The organism is Ruegeria sp. F12 (assembly GCF_056533885.1).
In genome coordinates, this window is the sequence record NZ_JBQFOV010000006.1 from 137,172 (window position 1) to 157,335 (window position 20,164).

General features: G+C 60.1%; 20 protein-coding genes. 5 read left to right on the forward strand and 15 right to left on the reverse strand.

Features of this window, described 5'->3' with window-relative positions; genetic code table 11:
• Positions 1-32 precede the first annotated feature (32 nt).
• The 5 genes from ACR0CA_RS10880 to ACR0CA_RS10900 are packed head-to-tail and all read right to left on the reverse strand — an operon-like array spanning position 33 to position 6,037.
• Complete coding sequence (locus tag ACR0CA_RS10880) at positions 33-1,631, reverse strand: ABC transporter ATP-binding protein (RefSeq protein WP_480898961.1); 1,599 nt, start codon at positions 1,629-1,631, stop codon at positions 33-35.
• Positions 1,628-2,443 (reverse strand): ABC transporter permease, encoded by an 816-nt coding sequence (locus tag ACR0CA_RS10885; protein WP_480898962.1) that lies wholly within the window; start codon positions 2,441-2,443, stop codon positions 1,628-1,630. Before ACR0CA_RS10885 ends, ACR0CA_RS10880 begins: the two co-directional genes overlap by 4 nt.
• Complete coding sequence (locus tag ACR0CA_RS10890; protein WP_480898964.1) at positions 2,440-3,387, reverse strand: ABC transporter permease; 948 nt, start codon at positions 3,385-3,387, stop codon at positions 2,440-2,442. The genes ACR0CA_RS10885 and ACR0CA_RS10890 overlap by 4 nt, the downstream gene beginning before the upstream one ends.
• A 40-nt stretch (positions 3,388-3,427) precedes the next feature.
• The gene (locus tag ACR0CA_RS10895) at positions 3,428-4,489 is read right to left on the reverse strand and encodes a ligand-gated ion channel (RefSeq protein WP_480898967.1); all 1,062 of its coding nucleotides are present in this window, start codon (positions 4,487-4,489) and stop codon (positions 3,428-3,430) included.
• A 60-nt stretch (positions 4,490-4,549) separates the two neighbouring features.
• Positions 4,550-6,037, reverse strand: a complete 1,488-nt coding sequence (locus ACR0CA_RS10900; protein ID WP_480898970.1) for an ABC transporter substrate-binding protein — start codon at positions 6,035-6,037, stop codon at positions 4,550-4,552.
• 171 nt (positions 6,038-6,208) lie between these two features.
• Between ACR0CA_RS10900 and panB the strand changes: the two genes are divergently transcribed.
• The 3 genes from panB (at position 6,209) to glpK (ending at position 9,436) form a co-directional block, all read left to right on the forward strand.
• Positions 6,209-7,048, forward strand: a complete 840-nt coding sequence (gene panB / locus ACR0CA_RS10905) for a 3-methyl-2-oxobutanoate hydroxymethyltransferase (RefSeq protein ID WP_480898972.1) — start codon at positions 6,209-6,211, stop codon at positions 7,046-7,048.
• Entirely contained in the window at positions 7,045-7,887 is an 843-nt protein-coding gene (gene panC, locus ACR0CA_RS10910; RefSeq protein WP_480898975.1) for a pantoate--beta-alanine ligase, read from the forward strand. Before panB ends, panC begins: the two co-directional genes overlap by 4 nt.
• A 70-nt stretch (positions 7,888-7,957) precedes the next feature.
• Positions 7,958-9,436: a glycerol kinase GlpK gene (glpK, locus tag ACR0CA_RS10915; RefSeq protein WP_170772936.1), complete on the forward strand. Its 1,479-nt coding sequence runs from the start codon at positions 7,958-7,960 to the stop codon at positions 9,434-9,436.
• 13 nt (positions 9,437-9,449) lie between these two features.
• Here the strand turns inward: glpK and smpB are convergent, their stop codons facing one another.
• From smpB to ACR0CA_RS10965, 10 genes are all read right to left on the reverse strand, one after another.
• Positions 9,450-9,932, reverse strand: a complete 483-nt coding sequence (gene smpB, locus ACR0CA_RS10920; RefSeq protein ID WP_170789508.1) for an SsrA-binding protein SmpB — start codon at positions 9,930-9,932, stop codon at positions 9,450-9,452.
• 41 nt (positions 9,933-9,973) lie between these two features.
• Positions 9,974-10,516, reverse strand: a complete 543-nt coding sequence (gene idi, locus ACR0CA_RS10925; protein WP_170355873.1) for an isopentenyl-diphosphate Delta-isomerase — start codon at positions 10,514-10,516, stop codon at positions 9,974-9,976.
• Between the two features lie 152 nt (positions 10,517-10,668).
• A complete protein-coding gene (locus ACR0CA_RS10930; RefSeq protein WP_170772938.1) occupies positions 10,669-11,082 on the reverse strand; it encodes a c-type cytochrome in 414 nt (137 codons plus the stop codon).
• Positions 11,083-11,195: 113 nt separating this feature from the next.
• Positions 11,196-12,215: a P1 family peptidase gene (locus tag ACR0CA_RS10935; protein WP_480898978.1), complete on the reverse strand. Its 1,020-nt coding sequence runs from the start codon at positions 12,213-12,215 to the stop codon at positions 11,196-11,198.
• 81 nt (positions 12,216-12,296) lie between these two features.
• Positions 12,297-13,043, reverse strand: coding sequence for an SDR family oxidoreductase (locus tag ACR0CA_RS10940; RefSeq protein ID WP_170772942.1), 747 nt, complete (start codon positions 13,041-13,043; stop codon positions 12,297-12,299).
• A 55-nt stretch (positions 13,044-13,098) separates the two neighbouring features.
• Positions 13,099-13,518, reverse strand: a complete 420-nt coding sequence (arfB, locus tag ACR0CA_RS10945) for an alternative ribosome rescue aminoacyl-tRNA hydrolase ArfB (protein WP_170772944.1) — start codon at positions 13,516-13,518, stop codon at positions 13,099-13,101.
• 263 nt (positions 13,519-13,781) lie between these two features.
• Positions 13,782-14,426 carry a queuosine precursor transporter gene (locus ACR0CA_RS10950; protein ID WP_480898982.1) on the reverse strand — a complete coding sequence of 215 codons (645 nt, stop codon included), beginning with the start codon at positions 14,424-14,426 and terminating at the stop codon, positions 13,782-13,784.
• 91 nt (positions 14,427-14,517) lie between these two features.
• Entirely contained in the window at positions 14,518-15,402 is an 885-nt protein-coding gene (locus ACR0CA_RS10955; protein ID WP_480898984.1) for an esterase-like activity of phytase family protein, read from the reverse strand.
• Complete coding sequence (gene mepA / locus ACR0CA_RS10960) at positions 15,375-16,238, reverse strand: penicillin-insensitive murein endopeptidase (protein WP_170789503.1); 864 nt, start codon at positions 16,236-16,238, stop codon at positions 15,375-15,377. Before mepA ends, ACR0CA_RS10955 begins: the two co-directional genes overlap by 28 nt.
• Entirely contained in the window at positions 16,235-17,602 is a 1,368-nt protein-coding gene (locus ACR0CA_RS10965) for an MFS transporter (protein WP_480898987.1), read from the reverse strand. The genes mepA and ACR0CA_RS10965 overlap by 4 nt, the downstream gene beginning before the upstream one ends.
• A gap of 131 nt (positions 17,603-17,733) precedes the next feature.
• Here ACR0CA_RS10965 and ACR0CA_RS10970 point away from each other — a divergent pair, with 131 nt between their 5' ends.
• Positions 17,734-18,021 (forward strand): YggT family protein, encoded by a 288-nt coding sequence (locus tag ACR0CA_RS10970; RefSeq protein WP_353008684.1) that lies wholly within the window; start codon positions 17,734-17,736, stop codon positions 18,019-18,021.
• Positions 18,022-18,099: 78 nt separating this feature from the next.
• A complete protein-coding gene (gene recQ / locus ACR0CA_RS10975) occupies positions 18,100-20,139 on the forward strand; it encodes a DNA helicase RecQ (RefSeq protein WP_480898989.1) in 2,040 nt (679 codons plus the stop codon).
• The last annotated feature ends 25 nt before the right edge of the window (positions 20,140-20,164 follow it).

Sequence of the window (20,164 nt, forward strand, 5' to 3'; positions counted from 1 at the left end):
GTTTCTCTCCATTCAGGCTCTAATCAAACATTTCAGCCAGCAAGCGTCCCGATATCAGGCAGCACCGGCGCGGCGTCGATCAGGGTACGGGTATAGCTGTGCTGCGGATGGGCAAAGACCTGCTCGGTCTCGCCTTGTTCCACGATCTTGCCCGCCTGCATGACCATCACCCGATCAGTGATCGTGCGCACCACGCTTAAGTCGTGGCTGATGAACAGATAGGTCAGGTCATAGGTCGCGCACAGCTCGGCCAGCAGATCCAGGATTTGCGCACGAACTGAAACATCAAGGGCCGAGACCGCTTCATCAAACAGGATCAATTCGGGGCGGATGATCAAGGCACGGGCAATGGCGATACGCTGACGCTGCCCGCCCGAGAACTCGTGGATGTATTTCCCAGCGTCATTAGGGCTGAGGCCGACGGCGGTCAGCATTTCTGCGATCCGGTCCTGCCGCTCGGTCCCAGTAGGCGGCGTGTCCAGCAAATGAAACGGTTCGGTGATCAAACGCGCGACTTTGTGGCGGGGGTTGAAGCTGCCATAGGGGTCCTGAAACACCACTTGCATCTTACGACGCACCGCAGGGTTTGGTTTGTGGCCCGTGAAAACGGGTGCGCCATCCAGACGGATTTCCCCAGCTTGCACCTCTTCCAAGCCCAGAATCGCACGCGTTAGGGTCGATTTTCCACATCCAGACTCACCTACCAAACCCAGTCGTTCACCACGATTGAGCGTAAAGCTGACCTGATCCACCGCGCGGTGGTGGCCCGGCTTGTCGAACAGACCCTTGCGCGGCAAGCGATAGTCGCGGACGACCTGAGTGACCTCTAACAACGGGCGATCCCCCGCTGTGTCGGGCAAGGCCACCTGATGACCCGAGGCCTCAAACAGCATACGGGTATAAGGGTGCTGCATGTTTCGCAGCAGATCGTCGGTGGGGCCAGCTTCCACGACCTCGCCGTGCCGCATCACGACGATCTGGTCTGCCATGTCAGCGACCACGGCCAGATCATGGGTGATCATCAGCAGACCCATGCCGTATTCGCGCACCAACCCCTTCAGCAGATCGAGGATTTGCGCCTGCGTTGTTACATCCAGCGCGGTTGTCGGCTCATCCGCGATCAGCAACGTGGGCCGCAAGGCAATTGCCATGGCGATGACAACGCGCTGGCGTTGCCCGCCCGACAACTCATGCGGATAGCGAGACAGGGGAAAGCGCTCCGGGGGAAGGCCCACGCGGCGCAACACTTCCTTCGTGCGGTCCAGAGCCTGCGTGGCAGGCATGGCCTTATGGATCAGGATAGTTTCCATGACCTGATCGCCGATGGTCTTCACCGGGTTCAGGGCTGTCATCGGCTCCTGAAACACCATCCCGATCTTGGCACCACGCAGGGCACACATCCCGGCTTCGGGAGTGGTCAGCACGTCGCGCCCTTCCAGCCGGATCTCGCCCTGCGTCTGCGCCCCGTTGGGCAACAGCTGCATCACGGCCAAAGCGGTCATCGACTTGCCCGAGCCGCTTTCACCTGTCACGGCGACGATCTGGCCGGGATCAATGGACAGGTTAATCTGCTTCAGGATCGGCGCCCCGTGGATTGACAGCGACAGGTTTTCGACCTCAAGCAAACTCATGCGCGCGCCACCCTGATCCGAGGGTCCAGCCAATCGCGCAGCCCATCGCCCAGCAGGTTCAGACCCAGCACCGTGACAATGATCGCCAGCCCTGGTATCAGAGCCAAATGCGGGGCAAAACTGACCATTGTCTGCGCATCGGCCAGCATGCGGCCCCAGCTAGGTGTGGGCGGTTGCGCACCAAGTCCGACGTAAGACAGCCCGGCTTCGGCCAGTATCCCCAGCGAGAACTGGATGGTGCCCTGTACGATCAGCAGATTGGCGACATTGGGCAGGATATGTTCCGCCGATATGCGCGCAGCACCCTTGCCCGAGACACGGGCGGCGAGGATGAACTCACGCTCCCACAGGGACAGCGCCGCGCCGCGGGTGATACGGGCGAAGACGGGGATGTTAAAGATACCGATGGCGAAAATCGCGTTGATCGCCCCTGCGCCGAATACGGCTGTGATCAGGATCGCAATGACCAGCGATGGGAAGGCAAAGACCAGATCATTGCCGCGCATGATCACCTCATCCAGCCAAGATCCTTTGCGCGCCGCCGCTGTCAGGCCAAGCGGCACGCCCAGCGCCATACCGATACCCACGGCAACTAGGGCGACCGCAATCGACGTGCGCGCGCCCACCATAATCATCGAGAACATGTCGCGCCCGAAATGATCCGTGCCAAACCAGTTCTGTGCGCTTGGCGTCTTTAGCTTGCCGGGAATATCCATCGCGGCGTGGTCGTAAGGTGTCCAGACAAAGGACACCAGCGCCGCCAGCAGAACCAGCGAGGACAGCAAGGCGCCAAGGATCAGGTTGCGGCTCATGTCCGGCTCCTGAGGCGGGGATCGACGGCAGCATAAGCCAGATCGACCAGGAAATTCACGGTGATGACGGCAAAGACCAGCAACATGACAACCGATTCCACCACAATCAGATCACGGGCCGAGATCGCCTGAAACACCAAGCGCCCAAGGCCGGGCAGATAGAAGACCTGCTCGATAATGATCGACCCAGCCAAGAGGAATGAAAACTGCAGCCCAATGATGGTCAGCACCGGGATCAGCGCGTTGCGGACGCCGTGCCGCCACAGGGCCTGACGGCGCGACAGACCCTTGGCGCGAGCAGTGCGCATGAAATCCTCGCCCAGAATATCCAACAGAGATGACCGCTTGACCCGCGCCAGAATCGCTGCTTGCGGCAAGGCCAGCGCGACGGCGGGCAGCGTCAACGAATGCAACCCGGTCCAAAACCCCTGATCCCAACCTGCGAACCCTCCGGCGTTGAACCAGCGCAGGTTTATGGCAAAGATCAGCACCAGCATCATGGCAAACCAGAAATTGGGCACCGCAATGCCCAGCTGCGTCGCACCCATCACGGTCAGATCGCCGGGCTTGCCCCGACGCGCAGCAGCGTAAATCCCGGCAGGGAAGGCAATCAGTGTCGACAAGGTCAATGCATAGAGCGCCAGCGGCAAAGACACCCAAAGCCGATCCTGGATCATCTGCGAAACTGGCGTGCGATAGGTATAGGAGGTGCCGAAATCACCCGCCAGCATTCCGCTGACCCAGTTGAAGTAGCGCTCAAGCTTTGAGCCATCCAAGCCCAACTCAGCCCGTAGCGCAGCTAGCGTGTCCTCTTGCGCGTTTACGCCCAGCATGAAGGATGCCGGATCGCCCGGTGCAACCTCGATCACTGCGAAGATCACGACCGAGGCAACGGCCAGGCTGATCATCAGCGATATCAAACGTTTGAGAGCGTAGCGCAGCATAGATCGCACGTTAGGGTCACAGGCGCCGTTGGTCCAGCGTCTAAGGTATCAGCAAATAAGCAGAAACCGCGTAGCCGACGATCGCGGCATAGCCCAGAGGATAGATCCACTTAACCGCGTAATTGTCCAACTTGCGCGCTGTGTCTTCGCGCCCGGCGACCTTGAGTCTGCGCAAGGCGACATTGAAAACGATCAACGCCCCGGTCATCAGGAACATCCATTGCAGAACGAAATCCAGAAAGGTCAGATAGCCCAGCTTGGGCAGATCAGCAGAAATCGCCCAGTTGAAAGCAACGAAGACCAGCAGGTTGCCCCCCGCAATCTCGATCCGTTTGCGGTATTCGTCCAGAAAGAACAGCGCCCAGCCAACAGCAACGAGTACCAGCATGGGCATGAACACCCGGATCATGTAGTAGGTTTGATGCCTGCTGCCCTGAAAGGCCAGCGCCAACTGATCGCTATCTTTCCCCGACAGACCCTGAACCTGGGTTTTCACCATTCGCGCATTGCCCAGAACCCATTCTTCCTCGCCCAGCAGATCGCCCAGACCCGAGTAGTCTTCCAGCGGGTAATACGTCACGTAATCCGCGGGAAAGACTGAAACGACCTCGAAATAGAAATCCTGCGTGTCGAACGGATACTTGCGGAAATCGAAATGAGGGGCCTGCAAGGTCAGCGAAGATTTCTCGACATAAACCACCCGCCCGTCGCTGCGCAGCGAGGCGGCGGCCTCGTGAATCCATTTGTTGGATTGCTGATTGTGGATCACGAAGGCGGGCATGACGGCGCCAATCTCGGCCGCGTGGTCCGCCAAGTCAGACGGGTTGAAGACCCGAATATCCCGTCCCGTCTTCTCTGCGTCAAACGCCAGCAGAGGGTCCGTCCATTCGAACCGCAAAACCGCCACCGCCCCATAGTTTTCCGCCTTTTGATCGACGCTAGTAATCTGGTTGATCCTAATCCCGACGCCCACATTCAACGGATTTTCGGGGGTGCCGGCCAGTGCATCCAACCGGGTGCTAAGCGCATTTTGCGCACCCGCCATCGAGGCCAGCCCGCAGAGCGTACACACGCATAGCAAAAGAACACGGAAAGACGTCATGATACTGCTCACCCTGACCCTGGCAAAACTTGGGGCCGCGCAACACGGCCCCAGTTCCGGTCATTCAGACCAACTGATCTGCGTCAGATCGATGGCAGCCGTGGGCGCGTTCTCCCACAGGCCCTGCACACCTGCTTTGGCAACACCCAGCTTGGCCAGCTGGAACAGGTAGCCATTGACGAAATCAGTGGCGATCAGGCGTTGCGCATCGCCCAGCAATTTCTTGCGCTGATCCGGATCGGTGGTTTCGTTCAACAGTTCCATCAGAGCCTGAAAATCGCTGCTGTCATATTGGAAGTAATAGTCGGGCCGCGCATAGATGCCGATATCCATCGGCTCGGTATGGCTGACGATTGTTAGGCCGAAATCCTTGCCCTTGAACACCGATTCCAACCATTGCGCCCATTCAACATTGATGATCTCGGCCTTGATCCCGACCTCGGCCAGTTGCGCCGCGATGATCTCACCGCCGCGACGGGCGTAAGAGGGGGGCGGCAGGTGCAACGTGGTTTCGAACCCGTCAGCATAGCCTGCATCAGCCAGAAGCTGCGCGGCTTTCTTGGGGTCATAGGCCGAATTGCCGGTCAGATCGACATAGGCCGGATTGTGCGGTGCGAAATGAGTGCCGATGGGCGTGCCATAGCCGAACATCGCTCCGTCAATAATCGCCTGCCGATCGATCGCATGGGCCAAAGCCTGCCGCACGCGGATATCGTCAAAGGGTGGCTTTTTGTTGTTCGTGGACAGGATCGTCTCGCCCTCAGTCGAGCCGACCAGCACTTGAAACCGCGAATCCGCCTCGAACTGAGGCAGGTTTTCGGGGGCCGGGAAATTGTCGAACACATCCACATCATCGGCCATCATCGCAGCAAATGCAGCGGTCGGATCCGAGATAAACTTGAACGTAGCGGTCTCCAACGCGGGTTGATCGCCCCAATAGTTCGGGTTGCGGTTCAGCGTGATGCTGTCGCCCTGCACCCAGTCGCCAAAGGTATAGGCCCCGGTACCAACCGGGTTGGTCTTGATGTTCTCGATGCTTTCAGGCGCGACAATCACCGCATCGCCCCACGCCATGTTGAACAGGAAGTTCCCGTTCGGTGCAGACAACGTGACCTTGACAGTCAGCGGGTCCACCACCTCGACACTGTCGATCCCGGCAAACAGGGCTTTTTGCGCGTTGGCGCTGTCTTCGGCGCGGGCGCGGTCAAGGCTGAACTTGACGTCCTCGCCATCCATGGTCGAGCCGTCATGGAAGGTCACCCCATCATGCAGCTTGAAAGTATAGACGGTGCCGTCATCCGAAATCTCCCAGCTTTCCGCCAGCCCCGGCACGACCGAGCCATCGCCCATAAAACGGGTCAACCCTTCGAAGATATTAGTATAAACGACCGAATCGATGGCCTGCGCGGCTGCGCTTGTCGGGTCCAGATGCGGAGGCTCCAACTGCATCGCAATGGTAATATCGGATTTGGCCCAAGCCTGCCCGGCGAAGAGGCTGGCTCCCACGGCCAACACCGACGCAAAGGACCGAAACGTCTGCTTTGTCATGTAAATCACTCCCCACAGAAAATGTGTGACCCTTCGTTTCCGAGGGTCGTTCTGAGACCAATGTCCCCATAAACCCAAGGTCAATCAAGGAAATGTTCGCGCAACCGGGGTTTCTATGGCCCCTGTCGATCTGTTATGCCGCGCTGCAACATGAACCCCGGAGCAACGATCATGAGTGCCACCGCCCGCAAAAAAGCCCCAAACGCCCAGGATATCCGCGACCTCAAAGGCGGCGAGCCCATCGTCAGCTTGACCGCGTATACCACGCCGATGGCGCGGTTGATGGATGCCCATTGCGATTTCGTACTGGTGGGCGACAGCGTCGGCATGGTGCTGCACGGGCTGGAATCGACGCTGGGCGTGACGATGGAGATGATGGTGATGCACGGGCAAGCCGTCGCCCGGGGGCTGAGCAGCGCGATGATGGTCATCGACATGCCCTTTGGCAGCTATGAACACTCGCCTGCCGACGCCTTTCGCAATGCCGCGCGGCTGATGGCTGAAACCGGCGCCGGTGCCGTCAAGCTGGAGGGCGGGGTTGAGATGGCCGAGACCATCCGATTTCTGGTCAAGCGCGGCATTCCGGTGATGGCCCATATCGGCCTGACCCCACAATCGATCAACACGCTGGGTGGCTACAAGGTACAGGGCCGCGATGATCAGGCCGAGGCGGTTCTGGCCGACGCCCACGCCGTCGCAGGCGCAGGCGCGTTTTCGGTCGTGTTAGAGAAGGTTCCGCAAGGCCTGGCCGATCGCATCACAGCAGAGGTTGCGATCCCCACCATTGGCATCGGTGCATCTGCGGGCTGTGACGGGCAAATTCTTGTGGTCGACGACATGGTGGGCTTTTTCACCGCCTTCAAACCGAAATTCGTCAAACGCTATGCCGAACTTGGCCCCTTGGCCGAGGCCGCCATCGCCGAATACGCCGCCGAAGTGCGCGCCCGCAGCTTTCCGGCGGACGAACATGTTTTTGCGGATCAGGCCCCGTCCAAAGGACCAAAGACATGACAGCCCCCATCCTGCGCCGCCTTACCGATCTGCGCGCGCTGACATCCCAATGGCACCGCAACGGCGAGGTCATCGGCGTGGTCCCCACCATGGGCGCGCTGCATCAGGGGCATCTGTCGCTGGTTGAGGCCGCCAAGGCCGGGGCCGACCGCGTCATTGTCACGATCTTTGTGAACCCCAAGCAGTTCAACAACCCCGAAGACTTGGCCAATTATCCGCGCACGGAACATGAGGACGCGCAGAAACTGGGCCCATTTGACGTGGATGCGATATATGTGCCCGATCCTGATGAGATCTATCCGCAGGGCTTTGCCTCCACCGTTTCCGTCACCGGCCTGACCAATGTGATGGAGGGTGAATTCCGCCCCGGTCATTTCGATGGCGTCGCCACTGTCGTCGCGAAGCTGTTCCTGCAGACGCAGGCAGACAGAGCCTATTTCGGGGAAAAAGACTATCAACAACTGATGGTCGTGCGCCGTATGGCCCGCGATCTGGATATCCCGATTGAGGTTGTTGGCTGTCCCACGGTGCGCGAACCCTCGGGGCTGGCGATGTCCTCGCGCAACCTGCGTCTGTCGCCAGAGGGGTTGGAGGTTGCTGCCCACAAGCACCGGATCATGATCGAACTGGCCACCTCGCTGAAAGATGGCGCGGCATTCGACGCCTTGGCCGCGCGGGCACAGACCGATCTGCTGGCAGCGGGCTTTACGCAAGTCGAATATATCCAACTGCGCTGCGCCGAGACGCTGGATCCGCTGACCCATGCCGACCGCCCCGCCCGGCTGTTTGTGGCCGCTTGGGCGGACGGCGTGCGACTGATCGACAATATTCCGGTCTGATCGCTCTGGCCCCAGCCACGCTGTTTGCGCTAAAGTCCTGCAAAACCAATACCGGAGGGGGGCGCAGGGCATGACCTATATTCTCGCCATTGATCAGGGCACCACATCATCGCGGGCCATTCTGTTTGACGCTGAAATGCAGCGCGCTGGCACCGCACAGCACGAATTCACCCAGCATTTCCCGCAGGAAGGCTGGGTCGAACACGACCCCGAGGAAATCTGGGACAGCGTTTTGCGGGTCTGCCGCGAGGTGATGGAAACCAATGGCGTCACCCCCGACCAAATCGCCGGTATCGGCATCACCAACCAGCGTGAAACCACCGTGGTCTGGGATCGCGCCACCGGGAAACCGATCCACAACGCCATCGTCTGGCAGGACCGCCGCACCGCCGAGATTTGCGCCCGCTACAAACAAGCCGGTTGCGAGGATGATGTGACGGCCCAGACCGGCTTGCTGCTGGACCCATATTTCTCGGGCACCAAGGTGAAATGGCTGCTGGATACCGTCCCCGGCGCGCGCGAAAAGGCCGAACCCGGAGAGCTGCTGTTCGGCACCATCGACAGCTTCCTGATCTGGCGTCTAACCGAAGGCCGCAGCCACGCCACCGACGCCACAAACGCCGCCCGCACCCTGTTGTTCGACATCCACAAAGGCGAATGGAGCACGGAGATCTGTGATCTACTGGACGTGCCGATGAATATGCTGCCGCAGGTCCATGATTGTGCCTCGGACTTCGGAGAAACGACCCTGTTTGGGGGAAATATCCCCATTTTGGGCGTCGCCGGCGACCAACAGGCCGCCACCATTGGGCAGGCGTGTTTTCAGCCGGGGATGATGAAATCCACCTATGGCACGGGCTGTTTCGCGCTGCTGAACACGGGCGACAAGCCGGTCGAATCGAAAAACCGTCTGCTGACTACCATCGCCTACCAGCTGGACGGCAAACGGACCTATGCGTTGGAGGGCTCGATCTTTGTGGCCGGGGCTGCGGTGCAGTGGCTGCGTGATGCGTTGCAGATCATCGAAACGGCCCCCGAAAGCGGAGAATTGGCGCAACAAGCAGACCCTAATCAGCATGTCGTGCTGGTGCCCGCTTTTACCGGGCTGGGCGCGCCTTACTGGAAACCCGATTGCCGGGGCGCAGTGTTCGGTCTGACCCGCAACTCAGGTCGGGCCGAGTTCGCCAAAGCCACCTTGGAAAGCATCGCCTACCAGACCCGCGATCTGTGGCACGCCATGCAAGGCGACTGGGGCGCGGATACCGATGTGACGCTGCGCGTTGATGGTGGCGCCAGCGCTTCGGATTGGGCGATGCAAGGGTTGTCGGATTATCTGGGTGCTGAGGTTGACCGTCCGGTGATGCAGGAAACGACTGCCTTGGGCGCGGCGTGGCTGGCCGGAATGCGCGCGGGGGTCTATCCCGATCAGCAAGGGTTCTCGGAGACCTGGGCGCTGGATCGCCGATTCAAACCAGAGATGTCGCAAGAGGATCGCGACGCCGCCTATGATCGATGGAAACGAGCTGTGTCAGCTGCGATGGCGTTCTGAACCCGGTGAGGGATCAGCTATGATCCTTCATCAACCGCTGCTTCTGACGTGACCAATCGCGTTTGGCCTGCGATTCACGCTTATCGTGCAGTTTCTTACCCTTGGCGATGCCGATCTTCAGCTTAGCCCGACCCTTGTGGTTGAAATACAAAACCAGCGGCACCAGCGTCATGCCCTTTCGCTGAGTCGCGTTCCACAGATTCGACAATTCTTTGCGCGACACCAACAACTTGCGGCGGCGGCGTTCTTCGTGTTTGAAGACTTTCGCCTGCTCATAGGGCGCGATATAGCTGTTGATCAGCCACAGCTCACCGTCATCGACCGAGGCATAGCTTTCGGCAATGTTCGAACCACCCGCGCGCAGAGATTTGACCTCGGAGCCTTCCAGCACAATGCCGCACTCAATATCCTCTTCGATCGCGTAATCGAAGCGGGCCCGCCGGTTTTCGGCGATGACTTTGTAATTCGGGTCGGTCTTCTGCTTTTGCTTGGCCATGACGCGTTGATTTAGGCGGCTTGGCGCGGCCTTGCAAGCCCTCAGGTCTTGGCCGAGATGATCAGGTCGGGGCCGAAAATCGTGTCGGCGTGGTTGTGCAGATAAATCTTGAGCCAGGGCGTGAATCGCGCGGGGTGGCGCTGCACCTCGGCCAGAAGATCGTGATAGTCGATCCAGCGGATATCCATCACCTCGTCGGGGTTCGGTTCGATCTGCAATGGCCCACGCACATGAGCGAGGAACACGTCCACCACCTCATGCTCGATCATCGAATTGCCCACATCGGCGTGGTATTCCAGCCGGTGACGGTATTCGGGATAAAGCCCGGTAATCCCCAACTCTTCGCGCAGACGGCGCACTGCGCATTCCGAGGGCGTCTCACCCCAGTCGGGATGGGTGCAGCAGGTATTCGCCCACAGGCCCGGCGTATGGTATTTGCCCATCGCCCGGCGTTGCAGCAAAATCTCGGTGCCGCGCACGACAAAGACCGACACCGCCTTGTGCCGCAAACCCTTTTCATGCGCTTCAAGCTTGTCCACGGGGGTCAACTCGCCATCGACCCAGGCCGGGATCATGATTCCCATCTTTCAACTCCTGCTGCCTGCCCGACGGACAGGTCGGGCTCGTTCGGCTGCGTATGTCCAAGGTGGCGATGTTGAGCACTCATATCAATCGCACGAAAGGCCGCAGGGGGACTGCGGCCTTTCGATGAATCTCAGGAGATCGGTGTCAGATATTATTCGCCCGAAACGCTGACGATATAGGCATAGACGTCTTCACCGCCGGATTTCAGCCGGAAGGTCATTTTCGACTTGGCCGCTGTGTCATCCAGATAGGTTTTCAGGAAGGCTTTGGGGTCCTGAACATATCCAACGAAAGTCGTTTCATCCCAGACCAGGCCATTTTCACCTGCAGCGACAAGGCTGTCGCCATATTTGAATCCATCAACGGTACCAGCGGTACGGCCTGCGATGGCGTAGAGGTTCGGACCGGTCTTGCCGCCTTTGACGATGGCTTCACCGGAGGCATCGGCGATCTGGTGGCAGGACTTGCATTTGTTGAACGCTTTCTTGCCCGCTTCGGCGTCACCTTCTGCATAGGCAGGAAGGGCCAGAAGACCGGCAACTGCGGTGGCGAGGATACGATTCATAGCTTTTGCTCCGATACGAATTGGCTGCACTGAATGGATCGTCAGTGTAGATGAGAGTCAACGCGCAGATTGCCGCGCGATGGCACTGTGTCACAGCCCGACTTTGGTCGTCCTTAACTTAAGTCATGTATCTGTGACCAACAGGGTAACAGATCCCCTGTCTGTGGCGTCGCCTCAAAGATGGCGCGACCTATGGCGCGGGCCAGACAGACGGCCGCTGCGTGTCCCAGCGCTCCGATCTGCATCGGGTCACCCCCAAGCGGGCGGGTCCCCGTGCTGACTGCAAAGACCAGGTCCCCGTCGCCCGGCGTATGGGCGGGAACGATGGCGCGGGCAACCCCATCATGGGCGGCAACCGCCATTCGATGACATTGCGACTTGGACAGTTTGGCGTCGGTGGCGACAATCGCGATGGTGGTATTTGCTTTGTCCGGCGCCGCCGGGTGCATGGCCTGCGCCTTGCGGCTGGGGGCTGGTTGCCCCAGACCCGAATTCGGGTCGGGTCCCAGTCCTCCGAATTCACTACCCATTTCGAACGGCGCGGCCCAGAAATGGCGATCACCCGGCGTGGTGACACTGCCCAGTGGGTTCGCCGCCGCCAAAGCGCCGACCGTGATGCCATTGGGCAGAACGGCAGAAGCCGAGCCCAGCCCGCCCTTTTGCATCGCTGCCAATGCGCCGGTGCCAGCTCCGATGCTGCCGAGTTCAAATTGATCTGAGGCCGAGAGATACGCTTGATGACCCAAGCTGCGATACGGGTTTTCAACCCATGCCTTTTCACCGCCGTTCAGCAAGTCAAACAGGATGGCGCCCGGAACGATGGGGACCACAGCCGCGCCAACGGCGAAGCCCCGACCCTGCGCGCGCATGGCATCCGAGACGCCGGAGCAGGCATCTAACCCGAAGGCCGATCCCCCGGACAACACGATGGCGTCGACTCGGTCCACGGATTTGTCCGGGGCGAGAAGGTCAGTCTCACGCGTGCCCGGAGCGCCGCCCATCACATGGACCGATGCGATGAACGGGTTGGCGGAGGTCAGGACCGTGGTGCCGGATTTCAGCGCTGCGTCCTGCGCGTTGCCGACCAGAAGGCCGGGGATATCGGTGATCAGGTTTTTGGGTCCGGGTGTCACGACTGACTGGTCCGTTTGGGGCGGAAAGCGCGCGGGCGCGCTGCCTCCGGCGGGGATATTTTTGGCCAGATGAAGGGCGGATCAGATACAGCGGCCACCATCGACCTCCAAAGCTGTGCCAGTGATCATGCTGGCCTCGTCCGAGCACAGGAATAGGGCGGCGTTTGCCATATCCTGCGGGGTTGAGAAACGGCCGAGCGGGATGGTTGAGAGGAATTTGGCGCGGATTTCCGGGGTGTCTTCGCCCATGAAGGATTTCAGCAGCGGGGTTTCACCGGCCACCGGGCAGATGGCGTTGACGCGCACGCCGGACGGGGCCAGTTCCACAGCCATGGTTTTGGTGGCCGTGATCATCCAGCCCTTGGACGCGTTGTACCAATTCAGGTTCGGGCGCGGCGACAGGCCCGCCGTGGAAGCCACGTTCAGGATCGCGCCTGCGCCGCGTGCCTTCATCGCCGGGACAAAGGCGCGAGCGGTCAGGTAGACAGATTTCATGTTCACGTTGAAGACGCGGTCGAAATCATCCTCGGTCACGTCCTCTAGCGGAGTTGGCAGGTGGGTAACGCCCGCATTGTTGACCAAAATATCGAGGGTTCCGAAGGTTGCGGCTGCGGCGTCGGCCATGGCCTGAACCGAAGCTCGATCAGCTACATCCACCTGTTGCGCGGTGGCTTGGTCGCCAAGGGACGTGGCCATGTCTTGTGCCGCGTCGCCGTTGATATCTGCAACCATCACGCGGGCACCTTCGGCTATGAATGTCTGCGCGATGCCTGCACCGAAACCGGATGCACCGCCGGTTACGATTGCCGTTTTACTCTTAAGCCTCATAGCCTTGCCCTCCCGTTTGGTGGTCAGACTAGCAAGGCGCGGGGAAACTGCCAGTTCAATCTTCGTTAACCCGTCCGCGCAGTGCCTTGACGTCAGAGCGCGCCTTTTTCGCTGCCAGCCGCCGTTTAACCGAACCATAGGTGGGTTTGGTGGCGATGCGCCGTTTGGGTTTGACCAGCGCGCGGGAAATCAACTCGGCCAGGCGGGCGCGGGCCAATTCTCGGTTCCGGGCTTGTGAGCGCGTTTCCTCGCACTGGATGATGATCGCGCCGTCTTTGGTCCAGCGCCGTCCGGCCAACCGTTTCAGCCGCGCCTTGACCGGATCGGGCAGGGATGGTGAGCGCGCAGCCTCGAACCGCAACTCGACTGCGGTTGAAACCTTGTTCACATTCTGCCCACCAGGGCCGGAGGACCGAACAAAGGTTTCGGTCATTTCCCAGTCTTGCAGGATGATATCGTCGGTGATGCGCAACATGAGGCGGACCTTAGCGGGCGCGGGCGGAAACAAAAAGGGCCGCCCCGGTGGGACGGCCCTTCGAAAGTACAGGAGGTTGGGTCGGTTAGATCAATCGACCAGCCGGGGTGATTACCCCGCCAAGGGCTGCCCTAGCAGGCTTTCCCCCCGGTTGTTCCGACACCTCTCTCCAATCTCTTTCTCGACACTGGATCACCTCCTTTTCTATCTGTTGCGGTTGATAAGGATGGTGACACAAGATGCGCTATTCTCAAAGCACTTTTTTACGCGGGCTGTGCAGTCAATCGGCCAACGATCACTTTGAACGGGATCAGGGCGATCAGGGCCAGCGACAATTTCACCAGCCAATCCGCAAAGGCCAGCGTCACCCACAAGGGCGCCATCGGGCCGGTCAGCATGAAGGGCACGGGCTCCCACGCCCAGTTGATCGCGGCGTCCGCATTGGCACCGAAGAATGTGACCGAGGCCGAGAAGGCCAGCGTAAAGAAGATCGCAGTGTCCAGCGCAGACCCAACCAGTGTCGAGACCAGCGGTGCGCGCCACCAGCGTCCGCCGCGCAGCGAATTGAACACGGTGACGTCGGTCAGCTGCGCGATCAGGAAAGCGGTGCCCGAGGCTACGGCGATGCGCAGCGGGACAGCGGCATAGGTGAACCCGTCACCTTGCAACATGATCTGGCTGCCGATCAGCGAGCAGATGATGCCGGTGACAAACCCGGCGAACACGACCTTGCGGGCCGAGCCCACGCCATAGACGCGGTTCATGATGTCCGTGACCAGGAAGGCCAGCGGATAGGTAAAAGCACCCCAGGTCAACAGCCCGTCAAAGATCAGGAACTGGACCAGAAAGTTCGAGGCCACGACAATGGCGGCCATGGCAAAAATGCCGGGAATAAAGCTGCGTTGCATATTTTGATGCCCGTTTTGTCAAGGTAGCGGCGACTTGGCCAAGGGACCGTCCCAAGGCAAGCTGTGCGTTTAGACCCTTGGGTGTTCTGAGTCAATCGGGCAGAAGATACTCGACCAGCTCGGTACGTTGCAGCGCCAGAAAGTTGTCATCCGAGATCATGGTGGCGCGCAAACGGTCTTGGTCATCGCGCCAGATGGACAACCCCTCGAGGTTGTCATGCGTGCCGGTGCCCGTTTCAAACAGGGTTTCTTCGCCGGTCACCTCCCCGTCGCCCAACTGCCAGCGTCGCAAACGCGAGCGGAAGCCGGTCCACCCGACTGCGCGCTCTAACAGGTAAAACCGCCCGTCAGGGCCGACATCCGCCGCAACAGGCAAAAACTTACCGCGTTGCGGCAAGACAAAGGGGGTCGCCCAACCCTGACCATCCCAACGGTAGACGGGAATATCACCCTGCGCGGTGCGGTTCTTTTCCGGCAAGGTATAGAGACGACCGCTGGAATCCATCGCCAGCGCCTCGAACGACCCGTTGCCATTCAATGCGTCGAACGTTTTAGGGCGCGGCAGAACACGGGCTTTGGCCTTTAATCCGGTGTAATGCGCGACACGGTGGATACCCTCGAAAGAGACGTAATAGCTGCCATCCGGGGCAACGGCGATCCCTTCGGAATCGCCCACTGTGCCAGACATGGCGCGCCCAGTGCTGGACAAAAGCCGCGCGTGGTCGGTCAGGGTGACGCCGGTGATCTGGCCCCTGTCGCGCTCGATCCGGGCCTCGATGACCGTGGACCGATCGCTAAGCGCGATTATGCGCCGCCCCTGATCATAGACATGAACGGCAGAAAATCCGCCGAACCACGCGGCGGGGTGTTTCCAGGTGTAGCTGCTCAGGTGCGAGGCCGTTTTTGCCTCAACTGCCCAAAAAGCACCTGCGACCAGAGATGCGGTGATCAGTTGGATTGCAGAACGGCGGCGCATTGTTGGGGCAGATCGGCAAGTCGGTATTCTCGCCGGGGCTTCGGCGCAGGCGCGTTCGGGTCCGGTGGCGGCGGGTTGAGGATGTTGTTCACCCATTCCTGCGCCTGTGAACAGCCGTCACCCTTGGGGGGTGGGTCCTGATTGACACAGCCGCGCGACCCTTTCGGGCAAGCCAGGCGGACGTGGAAGTGATAGTGATGCCCCCACCACGGGCGGATCTTGCGTAAATAGGCACGGTTGCCTTTCTCATCCTTGCACATTTGCACTTTGGCACCGGGGAAGACAAAAATCCGAGCGACGCGCTTGTCCTTTGCAGCTTCGCGCAGCACTGCGTGGTGTTGCTTGGTCCAATTGCCGTTTACAAAGGCCCCGTTTTCACGGCGCAGGGAGATGGACGAGATATTCTCGCGCGCCTTGCGGGACAGGCGCATATTGTCACCGGGCAGCATCCAGATGTCGATATCCAGACCCAACTGGTGCGAGCGGTGCCCCGAGGTCATCGGCCCGCCCCTCGGCTGGCTGATATCCCCGATATAGAGACCATTCCACCCCGGCTGTTTCGCCGCAAACCGGCTGAGGTCCTGCACGAAGTCGATCGCCTGCGGATGCCCCCAATTGCGGTTGCGCGACAGGCGCATGGCCTGCCAAGTCGGACCGGTTTCGGGCAGCTGCACCGACCCGGCCGCGCATCCGCGCGAATAACTGCCGAAAGCGGCCGGTTTTTGAGCCGAGCTTTGCTTTTGCGCGCCAAATAGCTGCTTGGCCAGAGGTTGCGCCCCGGCCGTGCCTGCCAGTGTCAATGCGGCCAGAACGGCCAAAAAACGTAATAAAATCATCTGCTCTGATCCCCTTCCGGTTTCACCCAGCGCATCAGGACTAGACCCAGAATAAACAAAGCGATGATTGGTGACACCCCCAGACGCGCACTGCCCGTCGCAGTTGTTGCAATTCCGATCAGCATGGGCGCGGCAAAGGCGGTTGCGCGCCCTGACAGACCATATAGGCCAAAGCTTTCCACCGGAGCCGTAGGATCGGTATGACGCACCATCAGCGACCGGCTGGCCGATTGCAGAATACCCCCCATACCGCCGATCAGAACGCCACAGCCGAAGAACACCATGTCCGGCAGGCCTGACCCTTCGGGCAATGTGATCCCGTAAATCTGTGTCCGGTCCATCGACACCACCGTGACGCAGACAAAGATCAGTACCCAGATGGCGACCAAGATCACTGGTTTAGGGCCGTATTTCTTGTCTGCCTTGCCCCCAATCCACGCAAAGATGGCCGAGGCCAGAACGCTCACAATTCCAAACACGCCGATCTTGATCAGGCCCCATTCCAGCACCAGCCGCGCATAGACCCCGCCAAAGCTGTAAAGCCCGTTCAACGCGTCACGGTAGAACATGGACGAGCCCAGATAAGTCGCCAGACTGACTCGGTGCCGCAAATCCGAGATGGATTTGCCCAGCAGTTTCAGCGCATCCCCGACCGATCCCTGTTTTCCGCTGTCAGGATCGTCCTTTACCCACAGGAAATACGGCACCATGAACAGGATGAACCAGATCGCGGTAAAGGGTCCGACGAACCGCGTGCCCTCCTGCGCAGTGGCATCCAGCCCAAGGATCGGCGCAATCCCGATCAGCGTCTTGCCGTTAGGTTGTTCGACAAACAGCGTCAGCATGATCGCAAGCGAGATCAGCCCGCCGAAATAGCCAAAGGCAAAGCCCGAGCCTGAAATTTCGCCCACCTCGCTGTCATCACCCAGTTCGGGCAGTTGCGAGTTGATAAAGATCAGAGCGTATTCAGCGCCCACAAAGCCCAGACCAAAGGCCGACAGCATCAACCACATGTTTGACCCGTCAGGCAGCGTGTACCACAGCGCGGCGGACCCCACGGCATACATGACCGAGAAAGCAAAAATCCAAGGGATGCGCCGCCCCGACACATCGGCCATCGCCCCCAGCAACGGCGCACCAAACGCGATGATCAGCCCGGTGATCGTCAGGCAATTTGCCCAAACCGTCTGCGCTCGCGCTGCGGCGGCTTCGGCATCCAGCCCGGTGCCGCTGAAATACCCCGCCGCAACCCCTGCGAAATAGGGGCCAAAGACAAATGTCACCAGCAATGTATGAAAAGGTTGCGACGCCCAATCGAAAAACCACCAGCCCCAGATGCGCTTGCGCTTGGAAATCTCTACCATGACCGCCCCTGTTTTTTCTTGCGTCAATAAGACGGGGCTTTGGGTCAATTCGCAAGCGTTCTGTAGGCGCGGGCTTGCTCTTTGACGCAAGGGCGCTTAGGTCTCAGGGCAATCGACCACCCGGAGGCCCCATGCTGTCGTTGATCCAAATTCTGCTGCTGATCCTGGACATTGTCTGGTTCATCATTCTGGCCCATGTGATCATGAGCTGGCTGATCAACTTTCAGGTGCTCAACCTGCATCAGCAACTGGTGGCACAAATCTGGTACGGCCTGAACCGGATACTCGAGCCGATCTATGGCCCCATACGGCGTTTTTTACCCAATATGGGCGGGTTGGATCTGACACCTCTGGTCGTGCTGATCGGTGTCTATGCGCTGCGGATCATTCTGATCAACAACATGGTCTATTTCGTCTGACCTCTTGTTCACCGAATCTTAGTATGTGATTGTCCTGTCTTAAGAGCAGAAAAACCTTAAAACAGGGCAACCCCGCAGATGTTCGACTCCGCGCCTTTGCTGCGAGATGTCTTTGGATTCGATGATTTCCGACCCGGTCAGGAAGAAATCGTCGATGCCGTGACGGCAGGCGAGAACGTGCTGGCAATCATGCCCACGGGCGGTGGTAAATCCCTGTGTTTCCAACTGCCTGCATTGTTGCGTGACGGGGTGACGGTGGTGATTTCCCCCTTGATCGCCCTGATGCGCGATCAGGTGCGCGGGCTGCAAGAGGCCGGGGTTGAGGCTGGCGCGCTGACCTCGGGAAACACCCCCGAAGAAACCGATGCGGTCTGGGAGGCGTTGGAGGCCGGGCGACTGAAACTCCTCTACATGGCCCCCGAACGTCTGGCCGCCGGGTCGGCTTTGGGCATGCTGCGCCGGATTAATGTTAGTCTTATTGCGGTGGACGAGGCGCATTGCGTCAGCCAGTGGGGTCACGATTTCCGCCCAGACTATCTGCGGATTGGAGAGCTGCGCCGCGCGCTGAACGTCCCCTTGGCCGCCTTCACCGCCACGGCGGATGCGGAAACGCAGGATGAGATTGTCGAGAAACTGTTCGACGGCTCTGCACCCCGCAAATTCCTGCGGGGCTTTGACCGACCCAACATCCATCTGGCCTTTGCCGCCAAGGACGGGCCGCGCAAACAGGTGCTGGATTTCGCCGCCGCGCGCAAAGGGCAATCCGGCATCGTCTATTGCGGCACCCGCAACAAGACCGAGGTGCTGGCGCAGGCCCTGCGGGCCGAGGGGCATTCGGCCTGCCACTATCACGGCGGCATGGACCCAGAAGACCGCCGCAGTGTCGAAACTCGCTTTGCCCGCGAAGACGGTCTGATCGTCGTCGCCACCGTAGCCTTCGGGATGGGCATCGACAAACCCGATATCCGCTGGGTCGCCCACGCGGACCTGCCGAAATCCATCGAAGCCTATTATCAGGAAATCGGGCGCGCCGGACGTGACGGCAGCCCTGCGGAAACGCTGACCCTGTTTGGCCCCGATGACATCCGCCTGCGCCGCTCGCAAATTGATGAAGGGCTGGCCCCACCGGAACGCCGCATGGCCGACCACGCCCGTCTGAATGCTCTGCTTGGGTTGGCCGAGGCGCTGGTTTGCCGCCGTCAATCCCTGCTGGGTTACTTCGGAGAAGAGGTTCAGCCCTGCGGCAAATGCGATCTGTGTGATACCCCACCCGAGGTGTTTGACGGCACCACCCCCGTACGCATGGCCCTGTCCGCGATCCTGCGCACCGAAGAATGGTTTGGCTCGGGCCATCTGATCGACATCCTTCTGGCCAATGAAACTGACAAGGTCCGGGCGCGGCGGCATGATGCGCTGTCCACATGGGGCATCGGCAAAGATTGGTCCCGCCCGCAATGGCAGGCGATTTTCCGGCAGATGATGGGGCATGATCTGGTCCGCCCGGACCCTGATCGCCACGGCGCCCTCCGCATGACCGAGGCCGCCAAACCGATCCTGAAGGGCGAAGCACAAATCAACCTGCGCAAGGACACGATCCGCAAAGCCACCCGCCGCCCCGCCGTCAAAGCGATGGTGGCCGAAGAAGACGCGCCGCTGCTGTCCGCGCTCAAGGCCAAACGCCGCGCGCTGGCGGAATCGCAGCGGGTGCCCGCTTACGTCATTTTCCCCGACCGCACCCTGATCGAAATGGCCGAGACCCGCCCCATGACGTTGGACGAGATGGCTCGGATCGGCGGCGTCGGTGCAAAAAAGCTGGAACGCTATGGCGACACCTTCCTTGAGGTGATCGCAGGTGAGGCCGCCGCGCTGCACCCTGCCCGGCGCAAACTGGCCGGGCGCGATCAGGGGGACATCTACGACCAGCTTTTGGCCGTTCAGAACGATCTGGCACGTGGGCCTGACGGGATCGACAAACCGCTGACCTGCTCTGCCTCGCAATTGGCCAAGGTCGCGCAATTGCGCCCCGGCGATCAGCGCGGGCTGGAACAAGTGCTGGGCGATCGTCGTCACGAAAGGTTTGGGGCCGCTTTTCTGGACGTCTTGCAACAAGCGGGCTAGATACCCCGAACAGGCAAGCGAAGAG